This is a genomic window from Alkalibacillus salilacus, from assembly GCF_030812915.1.
In the GTDB taxonomy this organism is placed as follows: Bacteria; Bacillota; Bacilli; order Bacillales; family Alkalibacillaceae; genus Alkalibacillus; species Alkalibacillus salilacus.
In genome coordinates this window covers 1-13,919 of sequence record NZ_JAUSTQ010000015.1, presented here as the reverse complement: position 1 = coordinate 13,919, position 13,919 = coordinate 1, and the positions used below count along the sequence as shown (strand labels likewise).

Sequence of the window (13,919 nt, the reverse complement as noted above, 5' to 3'; positions counted from 1 at the left end):
GATTTTACCGATTTAAGCGTTTGCTTTATTGAACGACTGCTAGAATGTCATTTTCGCGTAAAACTAAGTATTCTTTGCCGTCTTTTTCGATTTCAGTTCCGGCAAATTTAGAATAGACAACGCGGTCTCCTTCGCTAACTTCTAGTGCAATCTTTTCGCCGTTATCTGTTACGCGGCCAGAGCCGACAGCAACGACTTTACCTTCCTGCGGTTTTTCCTTAGCTGAGTCTGGTAGGACAATGCCCCCTGCTGTTGTTGATTCTTCCTCAACTAATTCGACAATAACGCGATCTCCTAGTGGTTTTAACATGATCAAGACCTCCTCTTAATTGATATGTTGAATCAGTTTATTAGCACTCAAGTTAGTCGAGTGCTAAATCCACTTATTATAATAATCAATCAGAAAAAATTTTGCAAGTAAAAACATTAAAATTTTTGTTTCTAAGTATTAATTAGTATAGAATAACGTTTAGATAGATTGTAATTTACAGAATAAGCGAGAAAGGGACGATCATTTTGCCAAGACGTTATTGGGGAATACTAATTATATACATTGCAGCTCAACTGCTACCAGGTGTTATTTTAGGGTTTATATACCAACCTGAGCTTCCACCTCAAGATGTGGGTGTGCTTTGGACGATTGTAAGTTTAGCGCTTGCAACAGTTTGGATTTTCACTTTATTACGAAAAGATATGGCGGAACTTAATCACCGCAGCGGGCTTTCAACCGGTGAGATTGTCAAATGGTCAATTATTGGTGTATTCTTAGCTTACGGTACACAAATAGTCGCTAACTTAATCAATATTTATGTACTTGGAATTGATCAGGGCTCACAAAATACGCAAGAAATTATTCAGATTATCGAAGCGAATATATGGTTTATTCTATTACCGATTATATTCGCACCAATCTTGGAAGAGATTATTTTCCGTAAAATTATATTCGGCGAAATTTATAAACGGACGAACTTTATCATTGCGGGTCTACTATCAGCCTTAATTTTTGCGGCGTTGCATATGGACTTTACGTTTATCTTAACGTACACGGCGATGGGCTTTGCCTTTGCGTATTTATATGTCAAAACAAAACGCATTATAGTACCGATTATTGCGCATATGGCTATGAACGCGTTTGTCGTTATCATTCAATTAAGTGTGGATGTTGAAGACCTTGAACGACAACTAGAAGATATGGAAAATGCGTTAATGATTTTCTTTGGAGGATAAGACATGAAGATTTCACAAACAGCTTTAGCTTGGATTTATGTACTGATGGGCGTTTTATTTGTCTATTTAGCAGTAGAAACAGCTGAAACAACGATATGGAATTTTGGAACCATGGTCTTCGCTTTTATTGCAGCGGTTGACTTTGGTGTTGCGATTCGCCTATTCACAGTCAAACAAGCTATGAAGAAAAGTAAATAAGATTCAACCGTCATGTATCGATCACATGACGGTTTTTTTAATGGATAAGCTCGCATATTCTTTCTCTTCTATTCATATAATTTATCAACCTAACACGTCCCATTAATCTAAATTTTCAAAATACTATTGTCGAAATAACTATTTTTATATATGATGTTGTTATAGGTTGTAAATTTTATTTATAGGGAGGAATACGATGCAAGAGCAAGTGATTAGCTTTTTAGAAGCAGTAAGCGGTATCGTATGGGGACCTTGGTTGCTCATACTCCTAGTCTTTACTGGTGTGTTACTAACTGTGCGTCTTGGTTTCTTACAGTTTAAGACACTACCATATGCATTGAAATTATCTTTTAGTCCTAAAAAGCAAGACAAGACCTCAGAAGGGGATATTTCCCACTTTCAATCCTTAACGACAGCATTAGCTGCGACAATTGGTACGGGTAACATTGCCGGTGTTGCTACAGCCGTTGTATTAGGTGGTCCTGGTGCGGTCCTATGGATGTGGATCTCAGCCTTATTCGGGATGGCAACGAAATACGCTGAGGCAATTTTGGCAGTTAAATACCGTGTGAAAGATCCAAACGGTAATATGTCTGGTGGCCCAATGTATTATATTGAGAAAGGTTTAAACATGAAATGGCTAGCGGTCTTATTTGCCATCTTCGGTGCCGTTGCCGCGTTTGGTATCGGTAACATGGTTCAATCTAACTCAGTATCAGATGCATTAGAATCAACGTTTAACGTGCCTGTGATTGCAACAGGTGTGATCTTAACCGTACTAGCTGCACTTGTGATTGTAGGTGGAATTAAGAGTATCGGCCGTGTAACGGCTTATATCGTACCTTTTATGGCTTTATTTTATGTAATTGGTGGCTTAATCATCTTATTCTCTAACTTAGGCATGGCTGGTGAAGCAGTTGCACTTATTTTCACAGATGCCTTTACAGGTGAAGCAGTAGCTGGTGGTGCAATCGGTGCTGTCATTCGTTGGGGTGTTGCTCGAGGCGTGTTCTCAAACGAAGCTGGTCTCGGTTCTGCACCAATTGCTGCAGCAGCTGCACGTACAGACTATCCAGGTCGTCAAGCGCTTGTGTCCATGACGCAAGTCTTTATCGATACGATTGTCGTTTGTTCGATCACAGGTATTACTATTGTTATGGCTGATATGTATATGGGTGGCGAAGAAGGTGCAAGTTTAACAGCAAGATCATTTGAAACGTTCTTAGGTTCAACTGGATCTATGATTGTATCACTCGGTCTAGTATTCTTCGCCTTCTCAACGATTCTCGGTTGGTCTTACTATGGTGAGAAATGTTTCGGTTACTTAACGAAGCATAAAGGCTTAACGGGTTATCGCATTGCCTTTATTGCATTAATCTTCGTTGGGGCTGTCGTACAACTTGATGTTGTATGGGCATTCGCTGACGTCATGAATGGTCTAATGGCTGTACCGAACTTAATCGGTCTCCTGCTCCTTTCTGGTGTCGTTGTTAATGAGACACGGAGATTTATTAAAGTTAAACAGGAAGAAGAAGCAAACGAACAATCATAATGATTCGAAGGCGCTGATTCGTCAGCGCCTTTTTATTTTAAGTAAGGAAGCAATCAGGACTAGAAAAGGAAATTTTATATGGTAAAATAAGTTAAAGAAGATGGGTTAATGATTAGAATATCTATATAAGGAAGGTTGAAGAAAAATATGCTTGATTTAATGGATCATAGACCGTTTTTAAAATATTGTTTTCTTGTCATCATTAGCACTATGATTGTCTTTTCTGGATACTACTCAGCTCAAATGTTACTTGGTAATCTTGATTGAGCGATCCTTAGAAATTACAAAAAAGGGCTTAGATTTTTTCTAAGTAGTTCAGTTTTGGAGTACAAACAATAAAAATCCATTATAAAATGAGCGTTGAATTGCATAGTAATTCAACGCTCATTTTTCATTGTTATATCAATGTTCATTTGATTTTGAATAGTTATTTACAGAGGGAAATAGAACCTAATTTGAAAACCTACAATAATTATTGTTGTCCTGCAAAACCACGTGCAAAAACTGATGCAATTTCAACAACAAAAATAAAGAGCAAATTCCTAATTGGAAAATGCTCATACTTTTTCAAATTCTCCATTGCTTTTATTGAACTAACGCCCCATTAATTACAATATTTTATTGTCTGGAACCCCATATTAATCCTCTTATTATAGAGTCAATAAGCCATTCATTTTTATCTAATATTAGGTGACTTACAATCATTGAAAGAAGATACGCTACCGTTGGGTTATTTGTATTAAATATATTAGCTACAATTAAAAAAAGTATAGTAGATACAATTATTAGAACTAATAAATACCAAATTCCTTTCCCCACAATATTCACCTTCCATTTAAAATTTTCTTTATAAACATTGCTACCAGTTAGTTAAGTAACATTATTTAACTTATTTTACCATATAAATGTTAATTATCCTAAATTACCATCGAATATGTAAACAATATGCATTACAAATTACCATACATTTTAAATAACAATTTAATATGTAGAAAGTAGTTCAATTAAGGGTAAAAATTGCAATTCTGTACTCCAGAACTGAACTACTTAGATTATTTCTAAGTCCCTTTAGCATGGAATGTTCTACTTCAACAATGTTTATGACAATTATGTGTGTTTGTCTGTTTGCACTTCTGAACGAAACACTTTAGCCTCTAGTCAATTAACTGGGACGTTTGTTAAGCAAGGCATGTCTTTCATTCTTTGTTAATATGATCTGGATTAGCTTGTGCTGGATAGGATGTATCTATGTCTGATACTATGGCTTTAACTTTATCTCCTATAGTGAAATTTGAGCTATTAGTCTCCAAATAGATTAAATCCTCTTCTTGTTCCTTTAACTCTTCAACACTTTGATCCTGCAATTGTTCATAACGATCTTCTGTTATATTATCAACAACTAAAGATTCGATCCTCTTCAATCTCTACAACATACCCCTCAACCTCAATACTGTCCTCACTATTTGAGCATCCAACTAAAAAGACAGAAATCATTAAGAACAAACCATAAATTTTATATTGATTTAAGCTCTTCATCTTCACACTCCATTTGTCGATTAACCAACTAATCTGCACGATAAGGGGACAAATTACGCTATTGCATTCCAAAACTGAACTACTTTTGATCAGGAATTTTCCTTCTTCGATATGTTCTTAGTTATACTTGCGTCAAATTTTAAAGCTCTTGCGTCATTTTGTACAAGTGTTGCTTCAAAATTAAAAGACGTTGCGTCACTTTTGAGTTTGCTTGACTCAAATTTGAGAAGTCTTGAATCATATTTCGGATCACTTGACTCAATTCTCCACTACAAATTAACAGGATCAATACAACTAGGATCATTGTGCTTCGGATTGTTCACATACGTGCTCACGACGTCGTACGTCAGCGGTAAATCTTTTTGAGTATAAAGCCAATCTTTCATGTCACTAGCATCTTGTTGCGCAAAATTGATCCATTCTTGCTCTTGATCAGCTCGCAACATAACAGGCATGCGGTGATGAATTTCAGCCATATCATCATTTGCTTCCTTTGTTAAGATCGTGCACGTTACCTTTTCTCCCGCTTCAGTCTGCCAGCGATCCCACAATCCAGCAAAGGTGAATAGTTCCTGATCAGGTGAGTAAATTCGAACAGGTTGCTTTTGCCCATCAATCTTCATCCATTCATAGAAGCTATCCGCTACAATTAAACAGCGTCGTTTCGCCAATAACTTTTTGTAACTTGGTTTTTGATCAGCGGTTTCGAGTCGGGCGTTAATCATGTTGTGTCGCATGGATTCGTCTTTTGCCCATGATGGAATAAGCCCCCAACTCATCTGTCCGATTCGATTTTGCTCACCATCGTTAACCACAGCGATCACATCTTGTGTCGGTGCCACATTATAGCTTGGTTCCCATGCAATGGTCCCATCTGGTTCGAATCGCTTCGCCAACATATCTGGTCCAACTGTTAATGTAAAACGTCCACACATATTAAGTCTCCTCCTCATCGACACCTTTCATTTTATAAGCCGCTGGAATCGCTAGAGCAATAATAACACCTGCTACGATAAATGCTTCATTTAACGCTTGTAGTGTTGCTTCTTGTGTTGAGAAGTCGTCTAATAACATCATATGACCGCGTCTTATTTCATAATAGACTGAGAAAAATACGATCCCGAGCGATGATGAAAATTGGCGAATCAAGTTATTCATCGCTGACCCTTGGGCTACCAAGTTTTCTGGAATTTTGTTCATGCCAGCAGTTGTCGCAGGCATATTACCAAAGCCAAGTCCAGCTCCATGAATTGCCTGAATGACGAAAATAACCCAAACAGCTGTAGATAACTCCACAAAACCATAGGCAAAACTCGCTAATGACAAAATAATTAAGCCTGTTGGAATAACGAGTTTAGGCCCTTTTTTATCGAGAATTTTTCCGCCGACATTCATAAATATTCCACTTAGCAGTGAGCTCGGTAAGAAAATTAAGCCGGTCATGACAATCCCGAGCATGAATGCCTCCTGGATCAAGTACGGGACAAGGAACAATGTTGAAAATAACCCAATTGAAGCAGCAGATGTGACTAAAATTGAATAGCGATAGGTTTTAATTTTAAATACTCGCAAGTCAAGAAGTGGCTGTTGCTGTCTCAATTCATGGCGAATGAACAGGGCAATAAAGATAATCCCTACTGCGAGCAATAGCCCATTAGTCAGATTAACTAATCCTTCGATTTCACGTCCTTGACCAAGAACATACAGTACAGGTCCAACACCAAGCGTGACCATTAAAAAACCGAGTCCATCGAATTTCAGTGACGGGTCTGATTCGGTTGGTTTTAAATATTTTGTTGAGAAGAATAAACTTAACAAAGCAAACGGAATATTAAATAAGAATAAATAAATCCAATTTAGATTTTCAGCAATTAAACCGCCGATTGTCGGTCCGATCGCCGGTGCAATCATCACCGAAATGCCGTATGTACCGACCGCAAATCCGCGTTCATTTTTAGGAAAGGCATTGAAAATCAGTGCCATCGCGTTCGGCAACATTAAGCCACCCGCAATTCCTTGAACGGAACGCGCGATAATAACCATGGTCAAAGTTTGTGACATAGCACCTAAAATCGAGCCCACAATGAACAGACACACACCAATAATATAGACCTTTTTACGACCAAAACGGTCACCTAAATAACCAGTTAACGGCATCGTCATACCCATCGCGATCATAAAGATGGTTAAGATCCAACTGACGCCGACTGCATCGGAATCAAAAATCTTCATAAATTCCGGCAAAACTGGATTCAACATACTATTGTTTAAAATAACCGTAAAGGTTCCGAACAGCACGGCTAATACAACTAGCCATTTATTCGACACGTTCGACATATTGGTATCTCCTTTGATTTTTCGTCTCACGAACTATTGTACTGTTTTACTAGGTTAATTGAAAGGTAATATGATCAGTTTATTGCTCATTTTTTAAGAAATAAATGAGTGACTGTAGTTCAACGGATAAATCAATGTGACGGACACGAACATCATCCGGGACAGACAACCGAGCAGGTGTGAAGTTCAAGATCCCTTCAATTCCTGTTTCGACCAATCGTTCGGTCACTTCTTCAGCTGCATGCATCGGAACAGTTAAAATTGCAACATTAATATTCGTACGACTGAGCTCCTTTTCAAGGTCATTCACACTGTAAATCGGCACACCTCCGATGGTTGTCCCAATTTTATCGTCATTTGTATCGAAGGCAATTTCGATTTTGGTGTTATTATTTTTAATAAAATTATAGTTAAGCAGTGCCGTTCCTAAATTCCCCACGCCAACCAAGGCGACGTGCGCAATTTCATCTTGGTCGAGTACTTTACGGAAAACATAAATCAAATGCTCTATGTCATAGCCATAGCCTTTACGCCCAAGCTCACCAAAATAAGAAAAATCTTTTCGAATAGTGGCAGAGTCGACTTTGACAGCATCACTCAGTTCCTTGGATGAAATACGTTGTTTCCCTTGTTGTTGCATGGAATTTAAGTGGCGGTAATATAACGGCAAGCGTTTGGCCGTTGCTTTTGGTATTTTTTGATCAACCATCGTTTAGGTATCTCCTTTATAAAAACGATTTAAAATCGTCATGCATTGCTTTATAGTAAGACTATAAGATAAACTAGGTCACGTTGAGGTGAATATCATGATCGTAATGCAATTAGATAATATCGGCAAATCGTTTGGTGCTGATACTATTTTATCGAAAATTAAATTAGAAGTACATCATCGTGACCGAATCGCAATCGTCGGCCGCAATGGAGCAGGAAAATCTACCATACTTCAAATTATGGCAGGCGAAGCATCATACGATGAAGGGGATATATATAAACCAAAAGACGTCTCGATTGGCTACTTAGCGCAGCACTCTGGACTCGATTCATCCGAAACGATTTGGAATGAAATGCTTTCAGTTTTCAGTGAAATCGTAAAGCTTGAGTCTGAATTACGCGAATTAGAGATGCAAATGGCTAATCCAGAGGGCTTTGACGATGATGAGTCCTATCAGCAATTATTGGCCACTTATGATCAAAAACAAAACGAATTCCAAGCTATGGGTGGCTTTGACTACGAAGCTGATATCAAGTCCATTTTACAAGGCTTGAATTTCGGGACTTTTGATTATCAAACACCGATTAATGACTTAAGTGGCGGACAAAAGACGCGGCTTGCGCTCGGTAAATTGTTACTCGCCAAGCCTGATGTCTTAATCTTAGACGAGCCGACGAACCATTTGGATATCAATACATTAAACTGGCTTGAAAACTATTTAAATAGTTATGAAGGTGCTGTCGTGATAGTCTCACACGACCGTTACTTCTTAGACCAGACTGTTAATGTGGTGTATGAAGTCGCGTTTCAATCATCTAAGCGATATAACGGGAATTATAGCTATTATTTACAAAAGCGACAAGAAGATTATGAGTTGCAACTCAAGCATTACGAGAAGCAACAAAGTGAAATTAAACGACTAGAAGATTTCGTCCAGCGTAATATTGCGCGAGATTCAACGAGTAAGCGTGCGCAAGCAAGACGGAAACAATTAGAGAAGATGGAGCGGATCGAACGGCCTGATTTAGACGATGCATCCGCTAAGTTTAGTTTCGATATCAAACAAAAGAGTGGAAACGACGTGCTTAAGGTCAATCAATTAGAAGCGCGTTACGGAGCAGTCGACGAACCGATTTTTCAAAATGTGACCTTTAATGTAAATCGTGGTGACCGCATTGCAATTGTTGGTCCGAATGGTGTCGGTAAAACAACATTATTAAAGGCTATTTTAAAACGAATGGAGTTTGTCGATGGTGTTATTCAAGTCGGGACTAACGTCGAATTCGGCTATTACGACCAGGAACAAACGACACTCAATCGTTCCAAAACGGCCTTAGATGAGTTATGGGATGATTACCCACTGATGAATGAGAAAGATGTTCGGACTGTACTCGGAAACTTCTTATTCACAGGTGAGGAAGTTTTAAAAACAGTCAGTATGCTAAGTGGCGGTGAAAAAGCGCGAGTATTATTAGCCAAACTCATGCTTCAACAAGCCAACGTACTCATTATGGACGAGCCGACGAACCACTTAGACTTGGATAGTAAAGAAGTACTGGAAGCGGCATTAGCTGATTTTCCTGGCACGATTATATTCGTCTCACACGATCGTTACTTCATCAATCGCATCGCAACACAAGTGCTCGAAATGAATCACGACGGTGTGAAAACGTATCTTGGTGATTATGATTACTATTTAGAGAAGAAACAAGAAGAAGCTGAAATCCAAGCCATGGAAGAAGTTAAACAGGAACAACAGTCATCTGTAAACACCACGAAATCACAATTCGAGCAAGATAAACAAGTTAAACGTGATCTTAGAAAGTTAGAACGTCGAATTGAAACGATTGAGTCATCCATTCAGGAACATGAACAAGTCATTGAAAATGAACAATCACGTATGAACGATCCAGATTTAGCTGGTGATTATTCAACTTTACAAGAGATCAATGATACCATCCAAGAAAATCAACAAGCTATTGATGACCTGATGGAAGAATGGGAAACACTGCAAGAACAATGGGACATGTACGAATCAAGTCATTAATTAAAACCCGTCCAATCAAGATGAAGTTTTGCTTCGTCTTAGATTGAACGGGTTTTATTTATCAACAGGCAATTTTCTTGATAAACTGGGTTTTCAACAGAGTTATGCACATTATCAACAACTTGTGGGCTATTTATCCACAGAATTATCCACTTGCTCACAGCCTGTTTTGTCCATCTTTAATAAAAAAATTCCACAGCTTGGTGTAAAAGCTGTGGAAGAATTATTCCATCATTAATCCTGGATTGGCATTAAGATCTAACCCTGCAAAATCACCTTGGTGATACTGAATCGAAGCAGCCGCTCCAATCATTGCTGCATTATCAGTGCATAAATAAAGCGGCGGAATATATAATTCAATGCCACTACCTTCGAATTTTTCCTGTAATCGTGCTCGCAGTGATTGATTGGCGGACACACCACCAGCAACAATTAATTGCTTCACATTATGTTCTAAGGCAGCTTGATACGTTTTGTTAACTAAGACATCAATGACGCTTGCTTGAAAGGATGCCGCAACATTTTCGCGATCAATTGGTTCATTCTTTTGGCGTTTCTGATGGAGTTTATTAATGACCGCTGTTTTCAAGCCACTAAAACTAAAATCATAAGACCCTTCTTCTAAATAAGAACGTGGAAACTGATAAGTATCCTCGCCTGATTGAGCAAGCTGATCAATTTGAGGTCCACCTGGATAAGGAAGTTCTAAGGCTTTTGCGACTTTATCATACGCTTCCCCTGCTGCATCATCACGTGTCTCACCAATCAATTGATAATCACCATGTTCATTCATATAAATTAGTTCAGTATGACCTCCAGAAACGACGAGGGATAAAAGCGGAAATTCAAATGGCTGCTGTAGTCGATTGGCATAAATATGGCCCGCAATATGGTGAACACCAATTAACGGCAAATCATGTGCATAAGCAACCGCTTTGGCCGCATTAACTCCGACTAATAATGCACCAACTAATCCTGGTCCTTGCGTGACAGCGACAGCATCTATATCATCAAATGTTACATCTGCTTCATCCATTGCTTGTTCAAGCACAGCAGTCATTTGTTCAATATGATGTCGAGAAGCCACTTCAGGCACTACCCCACCGAATTTCTGATGGATATCCATTTGTGTAGCCACAACATTTGATAATAACTCTGTTCCACCTTGAACAACTGCTGCCGCTGTCTCATCACAACTCGTTTCAATAGCTAATATGATTTCATTGTGTTCAGTCATTATAAGTTCACCCACATTACATAAGCATCTTCTTGATCTGGATAATAATTTTCACGTCGACCAACAATTTTTAAGCCAAACTTTTGATACATGTTTTGGGCAACATGATTTGATTGCCTGACTTCTAAAGACAATTCTTCTGCACCCGTTTGTCTGGCTAATTTAAGGACATGGCGAAATAATTTTTCCCCATATCTATGCCCTCGTTCACTCGGCAAAATAGCGATATTCGTTATTTGTGCTGTTTCTAAAACAATCCAAACTCCACAGTATCCAATGATCCGATCATCTTTCTCTAAAACAAGATAGTATGAAAAGCGATTTTTGACCAAATCAACTTCAAAGGCATCTCGTTTCCACGGTGAAGCAAACGACGCATGTTCTACAGCCATGACATCATCTAAATCTGTGACTTCCATTTTACGTACACGTACTTCTGACATGATTTATCGTTCCTTTTGGCGCTTTTCCAACCATTTCGATTCTGCCTCGACCATGCGATGATATTGCGGGGCCAGCGCATGAACAGATATTGGCTCTTCTGACATCGCTAAATAAGCAAGCATACTCGCTTTCGGATATTGCAAGACAGAATCAATCAACCGAACATTTTTTCCTAAAGTATCATAAATTTCATCTGTAAATTGATGACTTGTTGAACTCGTTATAATGACATCACGATTCATCTCTTTTAGAGTCTTTAACCAATCAGTCATCTCAACATTGCGGTCGAATTGAATAGTCTCAATTCCTGTATTAGTCCGTTCATATAAACCAGCATAGACATTCCCACGACGTGCATCAAAGAAAGGCGCGATGAGTTTATGTTGATCGGTCACTTGTGCTGCTAATACTTTCAAACTCGATAGGGCTACGATCGGGATATCGAGTGACCATGCTAAAGATTTTGCAGAAGACATTCCAATACGAAGACCTGTATACGAGCCAGGTCCTTCTGCAATAGCGATTAGCTGTAGATCCTTAGGTTTCAAGTCTGCTTGATTCATCACATAATCGACCGCTGGCATCACTTGAATCGAATGATTTCGTTTCATATTAATCGTAAGTTCTGCCGCCAATATGCCTTCTTTAAGTACAGCCACACTCATGGGCTGATTCGAGGTATCAATTGCTAGTACATTCATAATTTGATCTCCTCACATAGTCTTTCAAACCGATCACCATATGGTGTTAAAGTGATTAAACGTTTGTCATCACCTGTTTTTTCAATATAAATTCCTAAGCGCTCAGACGGTAAAAATTCTTCTATAAACTGTGACCATTCAATCACAGTCACGCCGTCAGCATCAAAATAATCATCAAATCCAATATCCTCTTCACTATCTTCTAATCGGTAAACATCCATATGAAACAAAGGTAAACGCCCTCGATACTGTTTCACGATTGTAAAGGTTGGGCTGTTTACAGTCCGTTTCACATCTAACCCTAACGCTAAGCCTTTTGTGAATGTCGTCTTACCAGCCCCTAAATCACCATCAAGGGTCAGAACATCATTAGCTTGTAGCCGTTGTCCAATTCGTTCTGCCAATTGTTTAGTCGACTCTTCCGATGACATTGTAAACTGAAACATTTTAACCACCTATTACTGATGCTCATATCCACTGGACGTGAGAAGATGAGCTTGATTATTTTGATACAGAAATACTTGAGGCGTAGATGAAGTCATCGAACTCACGGTTCCAATTCTTTTTACTGGAATGGAGTATGTATTACATAAATCTTCAAGCTTGTTCCATTCTTCGTTTGAACAAGTCCCGACTAATTCGAAGTCTTCGCCTGCTGTTAAAGCATATTTTAATTGCTTGTTTTTTGACAGATGCTGCATATCTGGATGAATCGGCAAAGCATCTGCTTCAATCGTGATATTAACCTGTGAAGCTTCTGCTAATTCATTTAATTCTGTCGCGATCCCATCACTTATATCGTTTAAAGCTAAACGAGTTAAGTTTTCGCTTACATATGTAAAGGCTAATCTTAGTTTTGGCTGTTTATGCTGATTCGCAAAGCGATTAGAATGACTAGGGTTCTTTTGTAATAAATCAAACCCATAACCAGCTTCACCCAAGTAACCAGTTGTAAACACGATATCCTTTGGTTTGGCATGCTGACGTAATCGCTTATATTGAGGTAATACAGATCCATATGCCGTAATTGAAATCATTAATTGGGACCCACCAGTCGTGTCACCACCAATTAAGTCCATATGTGCTTCTTTAGCCAACTCACCCATACCTTCATAAAGTAAAGTCATATCTTGAACTTGATAATGAGAAGGAACAGTTAAGCTAACCAAATAATAAAGTGGTCGACTACCCATAGCAATTAAGTCACTTATATTGGCTGCTAATACACGATACCCCACTTCATATAACGACATATAATCTAAAGAAAAATGAACATCTTCCACCATAGCATCTGTTACGATCACTAATTCATGACCAACAGGTGGCTTAATCACTGCACCATCATCACCAAACCCTTTAATAACAGAGGGTTGCCTATAAGACTTTGGTTTAATCGCTTGAAGCCATTCTCGCTCCTTCATACAAATCCCTCATTCGAATGATTATATACGTATCATAGCAAAAATCGCTCCATAAAGAAAATCTTTTCAGCTTTGATTAATCATAATATAAATGCGATAAAAGACATAAAAAAACCTTGCGATCAATGTCACAAGGTGTAAATGGTCTGAAATAAAATGGCGGTCCGGACGGGACTCGAACCCGCGACCTCCTGCGTGACAGGCAGGCATTCTAACCATCTGAACTACCGGACCATTTTATTGAAATTTAATTTGGTTGCGGGGGTAGGATTTGAACCTACGACCTCCGGGTTATGAGCCCGACGAGCTACCAGACTGCTCCACCCCGCGATATTGACTGTCAGCCTTCTAAAAAGACCTCAGCTTAAAATGAATAATTAATATTTTGCAGATCTTACATACATGAAATATTTCAAGCCCGGCGGCGTCCTACTCTCGCAGGGGAAGAACCCCAACTACCATCGGCGCTAGAGAGCTTAACTGCTGTGTTCGGCATGGGAACAGGTG

The 13,919-nt window shown here is 38.8% G+C and carries 14 protein-coding genes, 2 tRNA genes and 1 rRNA gene; 4 read left to right on the top strand and 13 right to left on the bottom strand.

Going from position 1 to position 13,919, the window contains the following annotated elements:
* Positions 1–25 precede the first annotated feature (25 nt).
* Positions 26–310, bottom strand: a complete 285-nt coding sequence (groES, locus tag J2S77_RS13015) for a co-chaperone GroES (protein ID WP_306978031.1) — start codon at positions 308–310, stop codon at positions 26–28.
* Positions 311–516: 206 nt separating this feature from the next.
* On the opposite strand from groES, the gene J2S77_RS13010 reads away from it, so the two are divergent.
* The 3 genes from J2S77_RS13010 (at position 517) to J2S77_RS13000 (ending at position 2,977) form a co-directional block, all read left to right on the top strand.
* Positions 517–1,227, top strand: coding sequence for a CPBP family intramembrane glutamic endopeptidase (locus J2S77_RS13010; protein ID WP_306978029.1), 711 nt, complete (start codon positions 517–519; stop codon positions 1,225–1,227).
* Between the two features lie 3 nt (positions 1,228–1,230).
* A complete protein-coding gene (locus tag J2S77_RS13005; protein ID WP_306978027.1) occupies positions 1,231–1,425 on the top strand; it encodes a YdiK family protein in 195 nt (64 codons plus the stop codon).
* A 196-nt stretch (positions 1,426–1,621) separates the two neighbouring features.
* Positions 1,622–2,977 (top strand): alanine/glycine:cation symporter family protein, encoded by a 1,356-nt coding sequence (locus J2S77_RS13000; RefSeq protein WP_306978025.1) that lies wholly within the window; start codon positions 1,622–1,624, stop codon positions 2,975–2,977.
* A 1,196-nt stretch (positions 2,978–4,173) separates the two neighbouring features.
* Here J2S77_RS13000 and J2S77_RS12995 read toward each other — a convergent pair.
* The 4 genes from J2S77_RS12995 to J2S77_RS12980 all read right to left on the bottom strand — a co-directional run bounded on the left by J2S77_RS12995 (position 4,174) and on the right by J2S77_RS12980 (position 7,559).
* Entirely contained in the window at positions 4,174–4,398 is a 225-nt protein-coding gene (locus J2S77_RS12995) for a DUF3221 domain-containing protein (protein ID WP_306978024.1), read from the bottom strand.
* A 384-nt stretch (positions 4,399–4,782) separates the two neighbouring features.
* Entirely contained in the window at positions 4,783–5,448 is a 666-nt protein-coding gene (locus tag J2S77_RS12990; RefSeq protein WP_306978023.1) for an SOS response-associated peptidase, read from the bottom strand.
* Between the two features lies 1 nt (position 5,449).
* Positions 5,450–6,850, bottom strand: coding sequence for an MDR family MFS transporter (locus J2S77_RS12985; protein ID WP_306978021.1), 1,401 nt, complete (start codon positions 6,848–6,850; stop codon positions 5,450–5,452).
* Positions 6,851–6,929: 79 nt separating this feature from the next.
* Entirely contained in the window at positions 6,930–7,559 is a 630-nt protein-coding gene (locus J2S77_RS12980) for a redox-sensing transcriptional repressor Rex (RefSeq protein WP_306978019.1), read from the bottom strand.
* 97 nt (positions 7,560–7,656) lie between these two features.
* Between J2S77_RS12980 and J2S77_RS12975 the strand changes: the two genes are divergently transcribed.
* Positions 7,657–9,609: an ABC transporter ATP-binding protein gene (locus J2S77_RS12975; protein WP_306978017.1), complete on the top strand. Its 1,953-nt coding sequence runs from the start codon at positions 7,657–7,659 to the stop codon at positions 9,607–9,609.
* Positions 9,610–9,832: 223 nt separating this feature from the next.
* On the opposite strand, the gene tsaD is transcribed toward J2S77_RS12975, so the two are convergent.
* The 8 genes from tsaD to rrf all read right to left on the bottom strand — a co-directional run.
* Entirely contained in the window at positions 9,833–10,846 is a 1,014-nt protein-coding gene (tsaD, locus tag J2S77_RS12970) for a tRNA (adenosine(37)-N6)-threonylcarbamoyltransferase complex transferase subunit TsaD (RefSeq protein WP_306978015.1), read from the bottom strand.
* On the bottom strand, positions 10,846–11,289 hold the full coding sequence (gene rimI / locus J2S77_RS12965; RefSeq protein ID WP_306978012.1) for a ribosomal protein S18-alanine N-acetyltransferase: 444 nt from the start codon (positions 11,287–11,289) through the stop codon (positions 10,846–10,848). The genes tsaD and rimI overlap by 1 nt, the downstream gene beginning before the upstream one ends.
* 3 nt (positions 11,290–11,292) lie before the next feature.
* The gene (gene tsaB, locus J2S77_RS12960; RefSeq protein WP_306978009.1) at positions 11,293–11,991 is read right to left on the bottom strand and encodes a tRNA (adenosine(37)-N6)-threonylcarbamoyltransferase complex dimerization subunit type 1 TsaB; all 699 of its coding nucleotides are present in this window, start codon (positions 11,989–11,991) and stop codon (positions 11,293–11,295) included.
* Positions 11,988–12,437 (bottom strand): tRNA (adenosine(37)-N6)-threonylcarbamoyltransferase complex ATPase subunit type 1 TsaE, encoded by a 450-nt coding sequence (gene tsaE / locus J2S77_RS12955; protein ID WP_370871849.1) that lies wholly within the window; start codon positions 12,435–12,437, stop codon positions 11,988–11,990. Before tsaE ends, tsaB begins: the two co-directional genes overlap by 4 nt.
* 12 nt (positions 12,438–12,449) lie before the next feature.
* Positions 12,450–13,412 carry a thiamine-phosphate kinase gene (gene thiL, locus J2S77_RS12950; protein ID WP_306978007.1) on the bottom strand — a complete coding sequence of 321 codons (963 nt, stop codon included), beginning with the start codon at positions 13,410–13,412 and terminating at the stop codon, positions 12,450–12,452.
* Positions 13,413–13,569: 157 nt separating this feature from the next.
* Positions 13,570–13,646: transfer RNA gene (locus J2S77_RS12945), tRNA-Asp, on the bottom strand.
* Positions 13,647–13,665: 19 nt separating this feature from the next.
* A tRNA-Met gene (locus tag J2S77_RS12940) sits at positions 13,666–13,742 on the bottom strand.
* Between the two features lie 86 nt (positions 13,743–13,828).
* Positions 13,829–13,919 (bottom strand): 5S ribosomal RNA (gene rrf, locus J2S77_RS12935); the annotation flags it as partial.